Genomic DNA, 19,237 nt, shown 5'->3' on the forward strand with positions numbered 1-19,237 from the left:
TGCGGTTCGGCGGCGGGCGGCCGCCGGCGGGCGCGGCGCCGCAATATATTGAACAAGAGAAGACCGCCGCACCTGCGCGAAACAGCATCGGTGCGGCGGCCTTTTTCTTTATACGCCGTTATCCTTTGAGCGCGGCGAGTTTCGGGCCCATGATGCGTTTATAAGCCTCAACGCCGGGTTGGTCGAACGCGTCGACGTTCGCGAGTTCTCCTTCGTAGGCGACGGACATGGCGAGCATGTAGAGCAGTTCGCCGAGATGGTACGGCGTCAGCTCCGGCAGGCCGAACACGGCGCTGTAGCGCTTGTTCGATGCGAGCGCGTCCGCGTTCGACTGGCGGGCGACCTCGAGCGCCGCCCCCATCGTGACGCCCGCGATGTCCGCGAGTTTCCGCACCGTTGGGAACGCGTTCGGGATCGCGATGTCGTCCGCCCACTTGTCGATGCGGATGAACTGTACGACCTTATTCAGTTTGCCCTCTTGATGCTGCTGCGTCTGCGCGTGCATGTCGGTCGTGCCGACGGCGACGACGGGTGTGCGCCCGTAGCAGACCTCCTTGCCGTCCTTATCGAACTGCTTTCCGAGGGATTCGGCGAGGAGCTGGATATACCACTCGGAGACGGATTTCAGGTAGTCGCCGTAGGGCATCATGACTTCGATGTCGCGCCCGTGCTTCTCGGACGCGGCGAATTTCAGCGCCGCGTTGAGCATCGCGGGATTCTGCCAGAGGTCGTCATTCCGGCACGCCGCGTCCATATCGCGCGCGCCCGCAAGGAACTGCTCGATGTCAAATCCGATGCACGCGGCGAGCGTCAGTCCCACCTCGGTAAAGACGGTGAAGCGTCCGCCGACGCCGTCTGGCACGGCGAACTGCCGCCAGCCCATCTCCATCGCGAGCTTTTTGAGGAGCGTCGGTTTCTCTTCGTTCGGGTCGGTCACGGCAACGACCTCGACCTCGACGTTGTCCGTCTTCGTAAACGCGTCGTACATCACCATGAAGTTCGACATCGTGTCGAGCGTTCCGCCCGACTTTGAGATGACGAGCAGCATGATGCGCAGCGGCCCCGCTCCGTTTTTCTTCTTGATCTGCGCGACGTCCTTCAGATGATTGACGATATCCCCCGTCCGCCGCGGATCAATATTGTTCCCGCTGAAGTAGATGCGCGGATAGTTCTCGCGCTGCTCATTCGAGAGCGAGTTCCACAGCTCGCCGCAGTGCACGTCGAACAGCACCTTGTTCCCGAGGAAGGAGCCGCCGATGCCGAGCGAGACGAGAACGTCCGTATGCTCCTGCGCGTGCCTGCCAAGCTCCTTCAGCCGCACGATGGACGCCGGGGAATTGATGTGCCCCTCGGCGATGTACGGCGTCTCTGAAAACAGCACCTTCTCCGGTTCCCCGTCCTTCGAGAGATGTCCGCGGATGAATCCCGTTTTGCGCATGACCTTCATCGCCTCATGCGCTTTTTTGAGGTCTTCGGCATAGTATGCGAGATCGGCATCCGTTACTTTTCCCGGGCCGTAGAGATTATCATAGTCGAATGTAAATCCGGATTTCAGTACGAGACTCATCGAAACGCTCCTTTCTTATGTTCAGGCACGAATCTCGCGCAGGAGTTCGTCCGTCTTTTCCTTCAGCAGCGCCTTGTCCGCGCGCGTCTCCACGTTCAGGCGGATGACCGGCTCGGTGTTGGACATGCGCAGGTTGAACCGCCATTTGTCGAACTCGATCGAGAGCCCGTCCACCTTTGTCACCTTGCCGCCCGCGCCGTACTTCGCCTCGATGCGGTCCATAACCGCCTTCGCATCCGCGACTTTGCTGTTGACCTCGCCCGACGTGGGAAAGCGATCCATGCGCACCTGCATAAGCTCCGAGAGCGTCTTGCCGCCCGCGGCGCTCATGAGTTCCGCGACGAGCAGCCACGGAATCTGACCGCTGTCACAGTAGGAGAAATCGCGGAAATAGTGATGCGCGCTCATCTCGCCGCCGTAGACGGCGTTGACCTCGCGCATTTTGTCCTTGATGAACGCATGCCCGCTCTTGCACATGACGGGCACACCGCCGAGGCTCTCGGCGATCTCGATCGTGTTCCAGACGAGCCGCGGATCATAGATGACGCGCGCCCCCTTGTTTTTCTTCAAGAAGGCTTCCGATAGGAACCCGACCATGTAATAGCCCTCGATGAATCCGCCCTTCTCGTCGAACAGGAAACAGCGGTCGAAGTCGCCGTCCCACGCCACGCCGAAATCCGCGCCCGTCTCGCGCACGACCTTTGCCGTCGCCGCGCGGTTCTCCTGCAGGATGGGATTCGGCACGCCGTTCGGGAAATTGCCGTCCGGTTCGTTGTAGACCTTGACGAGCTCGAACGGCAGGAACTTCTCCATCGCGTTGACGACGGGCCCCGCCGCGCCGTTGCCCGTGTTGACGACGATCTTGTACGGCTTCAGCGCGCTCACATCGACATAAGAGACGATGTGCTTGACGTATTCGCCCAAGATATCCGCGCGCTCGATCCTACCCGGTACCGCCGCGGGCGCGGGATAGCTCTCGCCGACCGCCATCGCCGCGATGTCCTTCAGCCCCGTGTCGCTCGAGATGGGGCGGGACTCCGCGCGGACGAACTTCATCCCGTTGTACTGCTTCGGGTTGTGGCTCGCCGTGATCATGATGCCGCCGCCGAGCCCCAAATGCGCCGTCGTGAAATAGATCATCTCCGTGCCGCACTGACCGATGTCGACGACATCGCAGCCCGCCTCTGTCAGCCCCTCCGCGAGGGCGTCGCGAAGGCTCGGCCCCGAGAGCCGGATATCGTGACCGACGGCAACCTTCTTCGCGCCGAACAGCGCGGGGAAACTGCGTCCGATGCGGTAGGCCAGCTTCTCGTTGACCTCGTCGGGATAGATGCCGCGCACATCGTATGCGCCGAACCCTTTGTCCGTCACTGCCATATAACGTCCCCTCCTCGTGAGAAACGCGCGCGGCGCTCCCCAAAATCACAGCCGATATCCTATATGCCGCAAAAACACAACACGGCATAACGAAATACTACGTATAAAGTCTTAATTCGCCGTTTCGCGCGTCTTTTCCTGTCTCCCCCAATAAAATATAAAGAAGTTTTCATGGGCGTTCGCATTGATTTTGACCCGTATCCGGATGTAAAATATCTTTAAGATTTCCGCGTGCAGAACAACGAAAGGACGGTCGGTCATGGACGAAATCACGGCGCGTCTCGGCTATGTCGGGACCGACCTCATCCTGCCGCTCATCATCGGCTATATACTCTACCGCCGCCGCATTCTTTCCGACGGCGCGGTGAACCTCATCATCCGCATCAACGTGATCGGGTTTTTCACGATTCTCTCTTTGTTCAGTTTCTGGACGCTGCCGCTCACGCGGGAGCTCGCGCTCCTGCCCGTGTTCGGCTGTCTGCTCGTGCTCATCCCGGGGGCGCTGAGCAGGTTCTGGCTCGGACGGCGGTTCCACAGCGCGATCGACCGCGGCACGCACCTCATCTCCGCCATGCTGTCGAACATCGGCACGCTCTGCGGCATCTGCGCCTACATCATCTACGGAGAGCGCGGATTCGCCTACGCGCAGATCGGCGGGGCCTGTCAGAATTTCCTGCTCATCGTACTCGCCTTTCCCGCCGCGCAGTATTACTATCTCCTGCACAAAAATCGCGGGCGCCCGGCACGCCTCGAAGGGCGCGCGTTCCTCGGCCTCTTTTTCTCGTGGAACCAGCTCGGGGTGCTCGGCATCGCCGCGGGGCTCCTGCTCAACGCGATGAATGTCGCACGGCCCCCCCTGATCGCGGAAGCGTTCTCCTATCTCATCCATATATCGGCGTGGTTCGCCATGCTCCCCGTCGGCTCGCTCATCAACCTGCGGCGCGTGCGGCGCTTCCTCCCGTGGACGTGGGACATGCTCCTCATCCGCTTCGTCTTTGTCCCCACGGCAATCTTTGCGCTCTCCTATCCGCTCATCGGTGATCCCATCCTGCGCAACTCGCTGCTGATCTTCGCGAGCGCCCCCGGTGCGATCAACGCGACGCTTGCCGCGCGGCTCTATCGGCTGAACGTCGATTATACGCTTGCGGTCTTCCTCGTTACGACGACGCTCTACCTCGTCGTGCTCTTCCCCCTGATTTTCTTCCTGCTGCATTGAGGAAAGGCGGCTGCCATGGACACCTCGGATTTTCGCATCGTCTATCTCTTCACCGACCTGCTGCTGCCGCTGATCGTCGGCTATCTGCTTTACCGGCACGGCAAAATCTCGGATGCGACGGTCAGCCGTATCCTGCGGCTCAACGTCGTCGTCATCTATACGATACTCGCGTTTATGAGCTGCTGGACGCTGCCGATCTCGCGGGATCTCGCGCTCGTCCCGATCTACGGCATCCTCATCGTTCTCTTCCCCGGTCTCGTCGGCCGGGCATTCTTCATCCGGCGCTACCGGAATCCGCTCGACCGCGGGGCCTATCTCGCAAACGCCATGATGTCCAACGTCACCACCCTCGGGGGCGTCTGCGCCTTTATTCTCTACGGCGAACGGGGTTTTGCCTACGCGCAGATCATGGGCATCTTTCAGACGCTCATGCTCGTCCTCGCCGTATTTCCGATGGCGCAGTACTACTATTTACAACATAAAAACCACGGGAGCGGAGGCAAAATCCGGCTGCGTTTCCTCGACATCTTTCTTTCGTGGAACCAGCTCAGCATCGTCGGCATGGCGGCAGGCCTTGCGCTCAACGCCGCCGGGGTTGCGCGGCCGCCCGTCCTCGGCAGCGTATTCGAGGGTCTGGTACACTTCGGCGCGTGGTTCGGCATGCTGCCCGTCGGGTGTCTCGTCAACCTGCACCGCGCACGGCGGTACGCACCGTGGACGCTCGACCTCTTCGCCCTGCGCTTCCTCATTCTGCCCATCTTTATGGGCGCGGTCAGTTATCCCTTCGTGCGCGATCCCGTCCTCCGCGGCGCGATCCTCGTCTTCTCCGTGACGCCGGGCGCGATCAACTCCGTCACCGCCGCGAAACTCTACAATCTCAACGTGGACTATACCGTCGCGGGCTTCCTCACCACCAGTATCGCGTTCTTTTTCATCGTCTATCCCGCGCTGTACTTTTTGCTGCGGTAGAACGACATATTTTCCCTCATAGGGAACGCTTCGCCGACGCGGGGGAACAAGTACGGCCGGCTCCGCCGCGGGACCGCGATACGCCCGTATGCCCGTCAAAAAAGCGACCGCCCTGCGGCGGCCGCTTTTTTTAGCGCACGATGTTAAAATACGTCGTCGTCCACTTCCGATTTGCTCGAGAGCACCTGTCCCGTGACGGCGTCGATGCGGAGCTCGTACTCCATGTTCCCGGCATGACATTCCACCTTGTACACGGGATTGAACGCCCCGTCCTGCGTACGGTCGCTCCGGTGCTTGTCGCGATCCCGCGACTTGAGTTTAATCTCCCAATAGCTAAGTTCCGACTCGGACTTGCCGATCGTCTCCGCCGCGATGGCGCGCACCTGCGTCTCGTCGATCAGTACGACGCCGCGCTGCGATGCCTCCGCCCGTACCGCCTCCGCGCGCGCCTGTGCCTTCGCCGCATTGTGGGCCTCCGCCTGCTGCATGTGCATATAGGCGCCGCCCGCCGTGACCGTCGCGCAGAGTGCGGCAACCGCGGCAATCTTTTTGAGATGCGCCGCGCCGAATACGTTTGCGAGCTTTGCCTTGACATCGTTCATTTCCATGGTAATTCCTCCTTGCCTTCCGGCATACATTTCTTTTACATCACTGTTGATATATGTATCATAAAGGAAAGTTTTAAACAAAGTGTAAACGCAAGAAAAACTTTTTTGAAATTCGTCATCTCATTGCAGATTTTTCACGCTATTTCGGTTATAATGACACCATGACCATGCCGCGGCAGAAAAGAGTGAGGTGATGCCATGCGGCTGCACGATATTTCGCTGAAAAACAGGCTGTTGATGACGAACGCTCTCATGGTCGTCATCCCCATCGTTCTGCTGCTCGCCGTCGGTTCCCTTCTCCTCGGCGGGCTGCGTTATACCGGTTCGCTGCAGCAGGAGATACTGGCGTTCCTTTGGCCGGAGAACGGCACGACGCTCTCTGTCCAGTTCGCGCTCAGTTCTCTGCGCGCGGAGACAGAAAAGAAGCGGCTGAAGCTGCACAATATCGAAAGCGACATCCGCCTGCTCGAAGCTGCGGGAGCCCGGATCGCCGTGCGGCAGCAGGGGCAGTCAATCTACCTGTCTCCCGGCGCGGCAGCCGACGATATCCGGCGATCGGTTGCCGACAAATGCACGATGCCGGGATCTTCGCTCACGTGGGACGGCGACGGTCTCTTCTTTCGATGGGAGAATCCGCGCGGCAATACGCTCATCATGGGCACGGGACCCGTGCCCATGCGCGGCAGTACGGAAGAGGCCCTCTTTTCGCGGGATGAACGGGACTTCATTGTAAACGCCCTGCTCTTTCTCTTCATCGCCGCGACCGCGGCGGGGATCCTGTTGCTCGGGCGCTACCTCGCGCATATGCTCTCCGCGCAGATACTCGCCCCGCTCGCCGAGATGCGGGCGGCGGCCGCGGCTATCGAGCGGGGCGATCTCGACCGCGCGCTGCCGCCGATGGGAGACGACGAGGTCGGCGCAACCTGCCGCGCGTTCGACGCAATGCGCCGAAACCTAAAGCGCGCGCGGGCGCGAGAACGCCGCGAGGAGGAGCGGCGCAGAGAACTCTTCATCGGCATTCTGCACGATGTCGCGACGCCGCTGACGGCAATCAAGGGCTACGCGAACGGCCTGCTTGACGGCATCGCCGCGACCCCGGAAAAGCAGCGCGCATACGCCGCACGCATCAGCCGCGCCGCAGGGACGATGGAGCGTCTCACCGCGCGTCTGCGCGAATTTTTGCGCCTCGAAAGCGACGACCTGCCCTTCTCGTGGGAGGAGGTCGAGGCGCGAGACTATCTGCGCGCCGTTATCGCCGACGCTGCCGGAGATTTCGCAGCGCGGGACCTGACGTTGACCTTCCTCCCCTCGGAAAGCCGGGCGCGCATCCGCATCGACCGCATGGAATTTGCACGCGTGCTCTATAATCTCTTTGAGAACAGCGACAAGTACCGCCGCGGGGATACGGCGGAGGTACGCGTCTCCATCGCGGAAGAGGGGGCCGCGCTCTCTATCGACATCGACGACGACGGTATGGGAGCGGCCCCGGAAGAACTGCCAAAACTCTTCGACACGTTCTATCGAACGGATCCCGCCCGCGCCAACGTTGCGGCGGGCAGCGGCCTCGGGCTCGCCGTCGTGCGGCAGATCGTAACGGCTTTCGGCGGAACCGTCGGCGCCGCAGCCTCGCGGCTCGGCGGACTGCGTATTCATATAGCAATGCCCATTGTAGGGAAAGAGAAAGACCAAGGTGATCTGGGATGAAGAAAATTCTGCTCGTAGAGGACGATACGGACATCGCCGAGCTGGAACGCGACTATTTGGAGGCAAGCGGCTTCTCGGTGGACATTTCGTCCGACGGGGACGAAGGGCAGCGGATGGCGCTCACAGGCGACTATCACTTGATCCTGCTCGACGTGATGCTGCCGGGCGCGGACGGTTTCGCCATCTGCCGCGCCGTGCGAAAACAACTCGACATCCCGATTCTCATGGTCTCGGCGCGCCTCGAGGACATCGACAAGATCCGCGCGCTCGGGCTCGGCGCGGACGATTACATCATCAAGCCCTTCAGCCCGAGCGAACTCGCCGCGCGTGTCAAGGCGCATATCGCGCGCTACAACCGCCTCAAAGGCGGCGCGCCGACGGAGCCGACGTCGCTGCGCTTCGGCGCCCTCGAGATTCAGCCGTGGACGCACCGCGTCTTCGTCGCGGGACGCGAGGTGCATCTCGCGAGCCGCGAGTTCGAACTGCTGCTTTTCCTGGCCGAGCATCCGCAGATCGTCTTCAGCAAGGAGACGCTCTACGACCGCGTGTGGGATCTCGACGCGATGGGCAGCACCTCCACGGTTTCCGTGCACATGAACCGTCTCCGGGAAAAGATCGAAGAGGATCCCTCCAATCCGCAGTGGCTCCAGACGGTCTGGGGTTCGGGCTATCGCTTCAACGACGAAGCGCCGTCCGCCGAGTAATATGCCGATGGACGTCGCTCAATCGATCTTCTACTTCTTGCTTGCCGGTACCTTTGAAATCGGCGGCGGCTATCTGATGCGGCTTTGGCTGCACGGAGAAAAAACGTTCTGCGGGGGCTTGCGGGCGCCGTCGCGCTGATCGGCATATGCATCATCATGTACGCGCCGCGCGGATAAGCAAAAACACCGTGCCTTGTCATTGGCACGGTGTTTTATTTGATGCGGCAATCCCGTTTCATGACGGGACAAATAGGGAACCCGAAGGGGCGTCAGCGTCGATGCACGGCGAGGAAGAGCAAGTTAAACCCCGCGTCGACGAAGCGAAGAACCCCTGTAGCCGGGCGCAGCGATCACGCTTTCGTCATGTTGGCTCCCATCCAATCGCGCAGAACATACGCCTGATTGAACTTGGGATCCTTCGCTCCGTAGAGAAGCGTGACGTTCTCCCCCGCGCCGAGATGCGCCGCGGCATCGCGCATGCGAGCGGGCGCCGCCGTCCCCGTCGACAGCTCGGCGCGGTATTTTTCGGCAAATTCGGCAAAGCGCTCGGGCTCATGCCCGAACCACTTGCGCAGTTCGGGAGACGGCGCGATATCCTTCCACCAGTCGTCAAGCACGGCACGCTCCTTTGAGATGCCGCGCGGCCACAGGCGGTCGACGAGAACGCGATAACCGTCGTCCCCTGCCGGCGCGTCATAGACGCGTTTGATCCTGATCTCGCTCATATCTCATCATACTCCTCTCGCCAAAAATTCTTGCACAGAGTTCGCTTCCCCCGTACGCAGTGCGGAAACAATCCGCGCGATACGAGGCGGCACCGTCCACTCAATCGGCAGGAAGCAGTCCTCGCAGGCATTATATATCGTGCAGAGTTCGTTTTCCGCGCGGCGGCGGAACAGGTCGTGCTCCGCCTTGCGCCGTTCATATTTGCGCCCCGCGCGCAGATAGCCGATACTCGTGACGGCTCCCCACAGGACAAAAAAGTACGCCCAAACGAAATGAGGCAGAAACGGCGAAAGCGTCAGATAAAAAAGCGCCGCCGCCAATCCGCCGCCCAGCCCCCAAAGGCCGATGGACGGACGCCGTTTGCCGCCCTCCATCGAGGCGAGATCCTCGACTACTTGGAAAAGATTGCTGTGCTTTGTAAAATATGTTTTCAGCCGTTCGAGCCCCGCAATCTGCGCATCGAGGCCGTTCGGCACCGCACTCGGTTCGGCGGGCACAACGGCCGCCGGCATCGCGCTTCTGTGTTTTTCCGCCGTATCCGCGATAAAGCTCCACGTCTCAAGTTCGTCGTCAACGAGCGCGCGTTCCCCGCAGTGCGGGCAGATACGCGTGATTCCCGATATCTTTTCTCCGCATTCTTTGCATATCATCAGTCTTCCTCCTTTCTTCATCATTTCAGTTCCGTCAATATATATTTCCATATATTAGCAAAAATTATTCTCATTGTCTAATGAAAACACAAAAAATTACGGGTATACATGCGCTGAGGCATGTATACCCGCATATTTTCCGCCGTTGAGCCGTATTTACGCGTCCCGCTTCTTCGCGCGGTAGCCGAGCCGGAGGACGATCAGCCAGATGGGCAGGATCGGCACGGCGAGCTGCATCCCGGGGATCTGGGCCATCATAAAGACGACGCCGATGAGAAAAATAATACAAATATAATTGATCCACGGATAAAACGGCGCGCGGAACTTGATCTGCCCGCCCTCGCGCAGCATTTTCCGCCGAAACTTCAGATGTGTGACGACGATGGTCGTCCAGCTGATGACGGCCGCGCAGGTCGCGATCGAAATCAGATAGAGGAACGCGTCGCCCGGGAAGAAGTAGTTGAGGAACACGACGACGAGCGTGATCCCCGACGAGATCAAAATGCCGAGCACGGGGACGCCGCGCCGCGAAAGTCTCCGCAGGACCGGCGGCGCATCGCCGCGCTGCGATAAGCCGTAGAGCATGCGGCTGTTGCTGTAGATCGCGGAGTTGTAGACCGAGATCGCCGCCGTGAGGACGACGAAGTTCAGGATGTGCGCGGCGGCGGGAATCCCGACGTTTTGGAAGATCTGCACGAAGGGGCTCGCCTCCATGCCGACCTCGTTCCACGGCCAGAGTGCCGTCAACACCGCCATCGTGCCGACGTAGAAGATCAGGATACGCCAAATGACTTGGTTGATCGCCTGCGGGATCGTCCGGTCTGGAGCCTCCGCCTCGCCCGCCGTGATGCCGATCAGCTCGATGCCGCCGAAAGAGAACATGACGACGGCCGTCCCGAGGAAGAATCCCCACCAGCCGTTCGGCAGGAAGCCGCCGTGGGACCAGAGATTGCTGACGTTCTCGGGGAACGGTGCGCCCGTGAGCAGCAGATATCCGCCGAGTACGATCATGAGGACGATCGCCGTGATCTTGACGAGCGCCATCCAGAACTCCATCTCGCCGTATGCGCGGACGTTGATGAGGTTCAGCGCCGTGATGACGACGAGGCAGACGAGCGCGGAGATCCACTGCGGCAGATCGGGCAGCCAAAAGTTCATGTAGATGCCGACCGCCGCGAGTTCCGCCATCGAAACGATGACATAGTTGAACCAGTAGTTCCAGCCGGAAAGGAATCCCGGGAAATCGCCCCAGTACTTGCCCGCATAGTGACTGAACGATCCGGAGACCGGCTCGTCGACGGCCATCTCGCCGAGCATGCGCATGATGAAAAAGATCATGACGCCGCCGAGGAGATAGGCGAGCATGACCGCGGGGCCCGCGAGCGCGATGGTCGAGGCCGAGCCGTAAAAGAGTCCCGTCCCGATGGCGCCGCCGAGCGCGATCATTTGGAGATGACGATTCTTCAGCCCGCGCCGGAGCACGACCGGGTTTTCCTGTTCCTGCATAGTTCCTCCTGCGTCTTATCCGCGCTGCCGTTCCTTGAGCGCCTGTTCGACCTCGCGCTTTGCGGTCTTTGCTTTCAGCGTTTGGCGCTTGTCATAGCTGTGCTTTCCGCTCGCAAGCGCGAGTTCCAGTTTCGCCCGTCCGCGTTTGAAATAGACCCTCAGCGGAATGAGCGTCATCCCCTTCTCCCGCGTCTTGCCGAAGAGTTTCAGGATCTCCGCCTTGTGCATGAGGAGACGCCGCACGCGCAGCGGGTCGTGGTTGAACCGGTTGCCCTGTTCGTACGGGCTGATGTGCATGTGGTCGAGGAATACTTCCCCGTTCTTGACGTAGGCGTAGCTGTCGCGCAGATTCGCGCGGCCGGCGCGCAGAGACTTGACCTCCGTCCCCACGAGCTCGAGCCCTGCCTCATAGGTCTCGTGTATAAAGTAGTCGTGCCGCGCCTTGCGGTTCTCGCAGGCGATCTTCACGCTTTCGTTTTTCTTTCCCATAACGGTTCCTCAGTCGGCGCTGCGCGTGCCGCCCTCCGTTTTACGGTTCATGCGGCGCGCGGGACGCGGGGCGCGGCGCGGCTTCTCCGCGGTCTCCGCGCCCGTCCGCTGCTCTCGGTATCCCGGCGGGTCCGGCCATACGGCGCTGTTGAGCCCCGTCACGCGGACGCGGTGATAGTCCCGTACGCCACGGTCGTCGCCCGATCGGCCGCCGCCTGCACCGACACGCGAGGCATCCGTGCGGGGACGTTCGGTTCTTCGCCCCTTCTTTGCGGGGCGGCTGCCGCTCTGTGTTTTGGCAGGCGCTTTTGGGGCGCTCGTCTGCACGGGGATACTTGCGACGGCCGCCTTTGCGGCGCGCTCTCCGCGCTTCGTACGGCTGTTGCCCGCACCGTGTGCGCCGCGCGTCTTTTTGCGCCGTGCGCCGGGCGTGCTTTCCGCCGCGGCGACGGTCTCCGTCCCGCCTTTTTCCTTTTTCTTACGGGAACGGCCCCCGTTTTTCTCCCCGCCGCCCGTCTGCGCTTTCTGCGTCGGCTGCTTTGCGTTCTTTTTCACTGCGTTCGGATCGTAGACGCCGTTATCCTTCAATACGAAGTCGAGCGTTCGCGCCTGGACATCCGCGCGCGTGATGATGATCGTCACGGTATCGCCGAGGCGGTAGCGCGTGCCCGTGCGCTCGCCGACCATCGCGTACTGCTCCTCAACGTAGCTGTAGTAGTCGTTCACCATCGTGGAGACGTGCACGAGCCCCTCGACGCCGTTGTCCAGTTCCACAAAGATCCCGAACGCGGTGACGCCGCTGACGACGCCCTCGTAGGTCTCGCCGACGAACTGCGCCATGTACTCGATCTTTTTCATATCCGTCGTCTCGCGTTCCGCCTCGACCGCGATGCGCTCGCGGGCGGAGGAGTGTTCCGCCGTCTCGGGCAGGAGGGCGCGCAGTTTCTCCCGCCGATCCGCGGGAATATGCCCCGTGGCGAACGTCTCGCGCAGGAGGCGGTGCACCATGAGGTCGGGATAGCGGCGAATGGGCGAGGTGAAATGCGTGTAATAGCGTGCGGCAAGGCCGAAATGCCCGAGGCTCTGCGTGCTGTAGCGCGCCTGCTGCATGGAGCGCAGGGCGACCGCCCCGATGATCCGTTCCTCGGGTTTTCCCTTGACTTTATCAAGCACTTGCTGAATATCGCGGGAGCTGACCTTGCCGTCTTCGTCGACATGCAGGCGCAGGCCGAGCGCCGTGAGCAGAGTGCGGAAGCGCTCGATCTTTTCGGTATTCGGCTGCTCGTGCACGCGGTAGACGAACGGCTCTTCCTTCAGTTCCATATGACGCGCGACCGTCTCGTTCGCGATCAGCATACACTCTTCGATGATGGATTCTCCGACGGAGCCCGTACGTTTGACGAGACCGATAGGATGTCCCGCCGCGTCGAGTTTGACCTTCACCTCGGGCAGCTCGAAGTCGATGGAGCCGCGGCGGTGCCGCTTCGCGCGGAGCGCCTCGCGCAGCCGCCGCAGCGTCTCGAGCATGGGGCGGATATCCGCGTTGTCCGCCGTGAACGGCTCCTCTCCCGCGAGCACCTTGTTCACGAGCGTATAGGTCAGCCGCCGCGCCACATGAATGACGCACGGCACAATCTCGTAGTTCTTTACCTCGCCGTCCGCGCCGATCTCCATCTCGCACGCCATCGAGAGGCGGTCGACACCCTCGTTGAGGCTGCAAATGCCGTTGGAGAGTTCCTTCGGCAGCATGGGAATCACGCGGTCGACGAGGTAGACGCTCGTCCCGCGCCGCGCCGCCTCCACGTCGAGCGGTTCGCCCGCGCGGACGTAGTGACTGACGTCCGCGATGTAGACGCCGAGGAAGAACCCGCCGTCCTTCTCATAGGCATAGATGCCGTCGTCGATGTCCTTCGTGTCCTCGCCGTCGATCGTGACGATGGGGAAATCGCGCCGGTCGCGGCGCCCTTCGTACTCGGCTGGCAACGGGTTCTCCGGACAGCACGCCGCCGCCGCGGCAGCCTCCGGTGGGAATTTCTCGTCCAGGTCGTAGGCGCGCATGACGGCGAGCACGTCGACGCCGGGATCGCCCGCGGCGCCGAGCACTTCGACGACGCGTCCTTCGGCGCTGCGGCGCTGCTCCGGCCATTTTGTGATCTCGACGACGACCTTGCTGCCCGTCTTGGCGCCGCCAAAATCCTTTTTCAGGACGAATACGTCGCGCCCGATCTTCGCGCTGTCGGGCGTGACGAAACCGAACGCCTTGCTGCGCTCGAACGTGCCGACGATACGTGTGTTCGCACGTTCGAGAATGCGGATAATCTCGCCCTCGCGCGCCCGCCCCGGCTGCTCGGACGGGGTGACGCGCGCGACGACGCGGTCGCCGTGCATCGCCGTCGCGAGCGCGCCGCCCGGCACGAATACATCCGTCTCATCCTCCGTCTCGCGCACATCGGGGATGATGAAGCCGAACCCTTTCGGCGACATGGAGAGACGACCCACGACGAGGTTCATGCGGCTCGGCAGTCCGTAGAGACCGCTGCGGTTGCGGATGACGGCGCCGTCCGCCTCGAGCGATGCGAGCGCATCCGAAAATACCGGCGTTTCCTCCCCGGAGAGCCGGAGCCCCGCCGCCAGTTCCTCCTCTTTCAGCGGGCGATAGGCGTCCTCCCGCATAAAGGCGCGGATGCGTTCTTTCACGATATCCAATTGTTCTTGTTCCATAATATCCTCTTTTTTCCGTTCCTAATCAGTTCTGTGCTCCCTGTGCCGCTCCGTCCGATAAAAATGCCGCCGTTCGTTCAAACACGCGGTCCCGCACGTGGGCGTCCAGCGGCAGGAGGTGCCCCGCGTCCGGGAGGATGAATTTCTCACGATGCGCGCTCGCAACGTGTTCGTAAAGGTAGTCCGCGCTCCGCGGATCAGCCGTATGGTCGCGCGATCCGTGTACGATCAGGATCGGCACATGCACCTTTGCAAGTTCCGCGCGCGCCGCCTCGATCGTATCCACCACTTCGTGCACGGCGACGAGCGGCATGCGCCGATAGGTGTTGTTCGCCCCCGCCGGGACATCGCGGAGTTTGCGCCGCGCCTTGGGCACATAACGGTCGACGCACGCCTCTCTCGTCGGCAGATGCCGCAGCCCCTGCTCGGGCGCGATGATGATCGGCGCGCAAAGGCTCACGACGCGCGCCACTTCTTTTTCCACAGAGAGCAGCATCGCAAAGACCGCTCCCATCGAGTGTCCGACGGCGGAAATGCGGCCGCACAGGCCGCCGAGGATCGCGTAGCCGTCGCGCACGGAGTCCATCCAATCCTCCCGATCCGTACGGCTGAGATCCTCGACCGTCGTCCCGTGTCCCGCCAGGCGTACGGCAAGCACGGTGAAATCCCGCGCGTTGAGGTATGCGCCGAGGAGACGTAGCTCCGCCGGCAGTCCCGTGAAGCCGTGAACGAGAAGCACGCCGTGCCGTCCGCCCGGGAGCAGGAACGGCTCCGCCCCACGCAAATGCATCGCTGTCCCCTCCCACGTTTCGAAAAAAATCCCTGCGCCGCAGGAACGGCAACAGGGAAAATCCCTATGTAAATCGTCGGTTCACCGTCGGCGCGCAAAGCCGCGCCGCAGCCGTCAGCTCGACATCCGCGCGATCACGATCGTAATCACGCCGAACAGAATCGCGAACACCACGGTCACGCGCGCAAGCAGCGCGTCCATTCCGCGCGCCTTGCCCGAAAACACTGTGTCGCCGCCGCCGTCGAGGCCGCCCATACCGGCGGACTTCGCCTCCTGACCGAGGATGGACGCGATGAGAATGATCGCGACGATCGCGTCAAGCACCATTAAGAGTGTGAGCAAGAAAAAGCTCCTCCTTTGTCAACATATTATCATACAGCGTTCATGATACCATAAAGGGCGCTGTACACGCAAGGGAAATGTATCACCCGCGTCCCGCTTGCTCGGTCATCGCCGCCGCGAGGGCCGCGCCCAGCCCCGAGCCGCCGCCCGCGAAGATCGTGTCGACGAGGGGGGCATCCTCTCCGAGCAGTTCGGAGAAGGCACGCCTCATGTTCTCCCCGACGTACGGCATCTTCTCGTAAAGCGAGCCGTCCACGGCGATATGCTGGCGGCGGATCTTGCCCGCGCCCGCAGTCTGCCATACGGTTCCGACGAAGGTCGCTGCGATGAGCCGCACAGAGCGGACGACGATCGCGCGCGCCAATTCCCGTACGAGTACGGCGTCCTCCGCCGCAAGCGTCCGTCCCGTTGCCGTGCGGACGATGTCGGCCGCAGCGTGCGCCCGCTCGCTTTGATCCTCGAGGATCCGGCCAATATCGACGCTGCCGAATCCCCGGCGCCGCTCCGGCGTGCCGAGCAGCTCCGCGAGCACCATGTCGAAGAGGACGCCCATATAGCGTCCTGCCACCATCTTCTCGAGGCGCTGCTCCCCCGGCTTCTCGGAGGCCTCGTCGAGCGCCGTATCGAAGCGGTTCGGCGTGAGTTTTTGAAAACCGCCCGACTCCATATTGAGGATCGTCGGCTGCGCGGCGCTCCCCGCGTAGGGTTCGAGATAGCAGGTGTTGTGCCCCGTGGCGTAAATGGCGCCGATCTCGGTATCCCCGTTGATATAGGCGGCGGAAAGCAGAACCGCAACCGCATCGTTGACGACGGCGTTCGGCGTGACGTTCGTCAGCCCGCGGCGCACGAGCGCGTCTTTGAGCAGATCGTTGACAACCGCCCCCTCGACGCCGCGCACGGCAAATTCCTTCGTCCAGATGATGAGCCGCGCGTCGTAGATATTCGTCTGCGCCGAGGGGAAGGAAAACGTATGGCCGAGGAGATACGGCGTCTTTTGATCTCCGCCGATCGCCTCGTCCACCAGCGCCGCCAGGAAGTCAAACAGCTGCTCCGCCGTCGCCCCCGCGCCGACGTAGTCGTAGGATCTGTCCACTTTGAGCGGTTTTGCAACTTGGGTGAGCGTCTCGTAGGTCCCGTTGCCCTCGAGGCGATAGAGCAGGACGCGCACATTCGTCCCGCCGAAATCGAGCGCAAGATAGTCTCCGCGCTCCTCGCCCGTCGGCAGCCCCAGATAGGACGGGAGCATACGCAGCGAGGAGTCGGGCGACCCCGCCAGCCCCAAGCGCATATCGTGGCGGAAATCCGCCGCGACCTCTCTCAGATGCGCCGGATCGACGGTAAAGGCGGCGATGATCTCGTCAAACTTTCCCCTGTCAAAGGCCATGCCCTATTCCTCCTTGTGCGCGGCGGGCGCTTCCTCCAGTTCCGTTTCCGTATGCGGCAGCAGCACAAGCACGCGTGTGATGCGCACGCCGTCCACCTCCTCGACGAAGAACAGCGCCCCGTCATGCGCAGCCATATGCCCGACGCGCGGCGCTTCCCCGAGCCGGTCGTAGAGCCATCCGCCGATGCTGTCGACATCCTCGTCCTCGATGCGTATGCCGAGGAGGTCGTCCACCTCTTCGAGCAATAGCTTCGCGTCGATGGAACCGAGGTCTTCGCCGCGCCACTCGAGGCTCTCGCGTTCCTCGTCGAACTCGTCGCGGATGTCGCCGACGATCTGCTCGACGATGTCCTCCACCGTCACCATTCCCGCCGTGCCTCCGTACTCGTCGACGACGATGGCCAGCTGCGAGCCCTGCGACTGCATCGTTTGCAGGAGGACGCTGCCGTCCATACTCTCCGGGACGACGAGCGCCTTGCGGATATAGCGGCGCAGGTTGAGCCGTTCTCCGCGCATGAGCGGCAGGAGCAGGTCTTTCACATGGATAAAGCCGATGATGTGGTCCTTGTCCTCGTAGCAGACGGGATAGCGGGTCTGCTGTTCCTCGAGGATCGTCCGGATGCGCTCGGCGGGCGTGTCATCGAGGTAAAGACAAATCATGTCCGTACGCGGCACCATGATCTCGCGCGCGTTCAGCTCCGTGAACGAAAACACCTTGTCCACGAAATCCGCCTCGGTGCTGTTGATGAGCCCCTGCCGGTAGCTCTCCTTCATGAGGAGCCGGATCTCCTCCTCCGTATGCGCATCCTCGTTCTCGCCCGTGACCTCGTACCCGAGATGCCGGCTGATGCCGTTCGCGATGCTGTTCAGCACCCAGACGAAGGGTTTCATCACGCGGCCGAAGAGGACCATGGGAAACGCAATCGCGAGCATGATGTGCTCGACATTCGCGATTGCCATGGATTTCGGCGTCAGCTCGCCGAGCACGATGTGCATTGAGGTGATGAGCGTAAAGGCGACGGCCAGCGCGACCGTATGCCCCACATCGTCGGGCAGTCCCACGCCGCGCGTCAGCGGCAGGATGAGCTGCGCGACCGCGGGCTCGCCGACCCAGCCGAGGCCGAGCGAAGCGAGCGTGATGCCCAGCTGTGTGACCGAAAGCGACGAATCGAGATGATCCGTGAGCTGCTTGGCATATTTTGCGCGGCTGCTCCCCTCCGCCATCAGCGTCTCGAGGCGCGACGACCGCATCTTAACGCAGCAGAATTCCCCCGCGACAAAGAAGCCGTTCATAAAGATCAGAAAAACGACCAAGAGCAAATCGAGTATTGTGGGCACTATGTCCACGGGATAAGTCCTCCTTCAGAGAATCATGGCGCGCTATTTTCGCGGCAATGCGCGCAGTTCAATCTCCATGCGCGCGGCGAGCGATTTCAGCCGCTCCATTTCCTTGTCGTCCGCGAGCGTGACGACCGCCCCCGCCTTCCCCGCGCGCGCCGTGCGCCCCGCGCGGTGACGGTAGGTGCGCGCGTCCGCGGGAAGATCGACGTTGACGACATAGTCCACGTCCTCGATGTCGAGCCCCCGCGCGGCGAGGTCGGTCGCAATCAGCAGCTCCGCGCGCCCCACGCGGATGGCCTCCAGTGCCGCGCGCCGCCGGTCCCGCCGCTCCCGCCCAAGGAGCGAGACGGCGCGGATGCCCTCATAGCACAGTTTCTCCACTGCGCGTTCCGCATCGAAGCTGCGTCCGACAAAGACGAGCCCCCGACGAATCGGCAGACGGCGGGTCAATTTTTGCACCGTCTTTATTTTATCACGAAACGCCGCGCGATGATAGTAGTGTTCGCATCTTGCCGTCCCCTCCGCCGCACGGATCAGGCGCAGCGCGAAGAGTCCCTTCGCCGCGCGCACCGCCGCCGTCGGCGCCGTCGCCGAGAGCAGGAGCGCCTGCCGCTCACGCGGGAGCAGTCGGATGACGGCGCGCACGTCGTCTGCAAGCTGCTTGCCGAGCAGACGGTCGAACTCGTCGAGGACGAGGAGCTTTACGTCTGTGAGCCGCAGCTTTCCCATGCGGCTGAGCTCCAAGATGCGCGCGGCGGAGCCGGCGACAATCTGGGGTTTCTTTTTGAGCGCCTCGGCCTGCCGCTTGATATTCGCCCCGCCGATGAGCGCCTGCACCGCGACGGGAAACTCCGCCGCCTGTGCGAGATCGCGCGCGACGCCCGCGATCTGCACGGCAAGCTCGTGCGTCGGCGCGAGGATGAGCGTCTGCACCGCGCGCAGCTGCGGATCGACGCGCATGAATGCGGGCAGGAGATACGCGAGCGTTTTGCCCGTCCCCGTCGGCGCCGCGCCGATGAGGTTCTCCCCCGCGTGTGCAGGCGGAATAAACGCCTCCTGTATCGCGGTCGGCGCAGTGATGCCGCGTTTCTCAATCGCTGCGGCAAGCGTCTCCGGAACGCCGAGCTCTCCGAACGTACTCAT

The 19,237-nt window shown here is 62.2% G+C and carries 18 protein-coding genes; 5 read left to right on the plus strand and 13 right to left on the minus strand.

The genetic code is table 11. The features are described from left to right. Positions 1–118 precede the first annotated feature (118 nt). Positions 119–1,567, minus strand: a complete 1,449-nt coding sequence (locus tag HMPREF9161_RS03800; protein WP_009728360.1) for a hypothetical protein — start codon at positions 1,565–1,567, stop codon at positions 119–121. 21 nt (positions 1,568–1,588) lie between these two features. After that, on the minus strand, positions 1,589–2,944 hold the full coding sequence (locus tag HMPREF9161_RS03805) for a phosphomannomutase/phosphoglucomutase (protein ID WP_009728361.1): 1,356 nt from the start codon (positions 2,942–2,944) through the stop codon (positions 1,589–1,591). A 259-nt stretch (positions 2,945–3,203) separates the two neighbouring features. Between HMPREF9161_RS03805 and HMPREF9161_RS03810 the strand changes: the two genes are divergently transcribed. Both HMPREF9161_RS03810 and HMPREF9161_RS03815 read left to right on the plus strand, forming a co-directional pair. Next, positions 3,204–4,160: an AEC family transporter gene (locus tag HMPREF9161_RS03810; RefSeq protein WP_009728362.1), complete on the plus strand. Its 957-nt coding sequence runs from the start codon at positions 3,204–3,206 to the stop codon at positions 4,158–4,160. Between the two features lie 15 nt (positions 4,161–4,175). Further along, entirely contained in the window at positions 4,176–5,129 is a 954-nt protein-coding gene (locus HMPREF9161_RS03815) for an AEC family transporter (RefSeq protein ID WP_009728363.1), read from the plus strand. Positions 5,130–5,272: 143 nt separating this feature from the next. On the opposite strand, the gene HMPREF9161_RS03820 is transcribed toward HMPREF9161_RS03815, so the two are convergent. Next, a complete protein-coding gene (locus HMPREF9161_RS03820) occupies positions 5,273–5,737 on the minus strand; it encodes a PepSY domain-containing protein (RefSeq protein WP_009728364.1) in 465 nt (154 codons plus the stop codon). A 198-nt stretch (positions 5,738–5,935) separates the two neighbouring features. On the opposite strand from HMPREF9161_RS03820, the gene HMPREF9161_RS03825 reads away from it, so the two are divergent. From HMPREF9161_RS03825 to HMPREF9161_RS09925, 3 genes are read left to right on the plus strand one after another with little or no spacing between them, the layout of a single operon-like run. Next, a complete protein-coding gene (locus tag HMPREF9161_RS03825) occupies positions 5,936–7,441 on the plus strand; it encodes a HAMP domain-containing sensor histidine kinase (RefSeq protein ID WP_009728365.1) in 1,506 nt (501 codons plus the stop codon). Beyond that, on the plus strand, positions 7,438–8,145 hold the full coding sequence (locus HMPREF9161_RS03830) for a response regulator transcription factor (protein WP_009728366.1): 708 nt from the start codon (positions 7,438–7,440) through the stop codon (positions 8,143–8,145). Before HMPREF9161_RS03825 ends, HMPREF9161_RS03830 begins: the two co-directional genes overlap by 4 nt. A 1-nt stretch (position 8,146) precedes the next feature. Beyond that, positions 8,147–8,284 (plus strand): hypothetical protein, encoded by a 138-nt coding sequence (locus HMPREF9161_RS09925; protein ID WP_198002188.1) that lies wholly within the window; start codon positions 8,147–8,149, stop codon positions 8,282–8,284. Between the two features lie 211 nt (positions 8,285–8,495). Here HMPREF9161_RS09925 and HMPREF9161_RS03835 read toward each other — a convergent pair whose 3' ends face one another. The 10 genes from HMPREF9161_RS03835 to HMPREF9161_RS03880 all read right to left on the minus strand — a co-directional run bounded on the left by HMPREF9161_RS03835 (position 8,496) and on the right by HMPREF9161_RS03880 (position 19,237). Continuing rightward, positions 8,496–8,870: a DUF488 domain-containing protein gene (locus HMPREF9161_RS03835; RefSeq protein WP_009728367.1), complete on the minus strand. Its 375-nt coding sequence runs from the start codon at positions 8,868–8,870 to the stop codon at positions 8,496–8,498. A 6-nt stretch (positions 8,871–8,876) separates the two neighbouring features. Beyond that, a complete protein-coding gene (locus HMPREF9161_RS03840) occupies positions 8,877–9,521 on the minus strand; it encodes a zinc ribbon domain-containing protein (protein ID WP_009728368.1) in 645 nt (214 codons plus the stop codon). A gap of 156 nt (positions 9,522–9,677) precedes the next feature. Then, entirely contained in the window at positions 9,678–11,027 is a 1,350-nt protein-coding gene (locus HMPREF9161_RS03845; protein WP_009728369.1) for an amino acid permease, read from the minus strand. A gap of 15 nt (positions 11,028–11,042) precedes the next feature. After that, on the minus strand, positions 11,043–11,516 hold the full coding sequence (gene smpB, locus HMPREF9161_RS03850; protein ID WP_009728370.1) for an SsrA-binding protein SmpB: 474 nt from the start codon (positions 11,514–11,516) through the stop codon (positions 11,043–11,045). Positions 11,517–11,525: 9 nt separating this feature from the next. Continuing rightward, positions 11,526–14,237 (minus strand): ribonuclease R, encoded by a 2,712-nt coding sequence (gene rnr / locus HMPREF9161_RS03855; RefSeq protein ID WP_009728371.1) that lies wholly within the window; start codon positions 14,235–14,237, stop codon positions 11,526–11,528. Positions 14,238–14,262: 25 nt separating this feature from the next. Then, complete coding sequence (locus HMPREF9161_RS03860) at positions 14,263–15,027, minus strand: carboxylesterase (RefSeq protein ID WP_009728372.1); 765 nt, start codon at positions 15,025–15,027, stop codon at positions 14,263–14,265. A gap of 114 nt (positions 15,028–15,141) precedes the next feature. After that, positions 15,142–15,354 (minus strand): preprotein translocase subunit SecG, encoded by a 213-nt coding sequence (secG, locus tag HMPREF9161_RS03865; protein ID WP_037348570.1) that lies wholly within the window; start codon positions 15,352–15,354, stop codon positions 15,142–15,144. A 97-nt stretch (positions 15,355–15,451) separates the two neighbouring features. Then, entirely contained in the window at positions 15,452–16,753 is a 1,302-nt protein-coding gene (locus tag HMPREF9161_RS03870) for a hypothetical protein (RefSeq protein WP_009728374.1), read from the minus strand. A 3-nt stretch (positions 16,754–16,756) separates the two neighbouring features. Next, positions 16,757–18,100, minus strand: a complete 1,344-nt coding sequence (locus tag HMPREF9161_RS03875) for a hemolysin family protein (protein ID WP_009728375.1) — start codon at positions 18,098–18,100, stop codon at positions 16,757–16,759. Between the two features lie 33 nt (positions 18,101–18,133). Then, complete coding sequence (locus tag HMPREF9161_RS03880; protein ID WP_009728376.1) at positions 18,134–19,237, minus strand: DEAD/DEAH box helicase; 1,104 nt, start codon at positions 19,235–19,237, stop codon at positions 18,134–18,136.

This window comes from Selenomonas sp. F0473, from assembly GCF_000315545.1.
Taxonomy (GTDB): Bacteria; Bacillota; Negativicutes; order Selenomonadales; family Selenomonadaceae; genus Centipeda.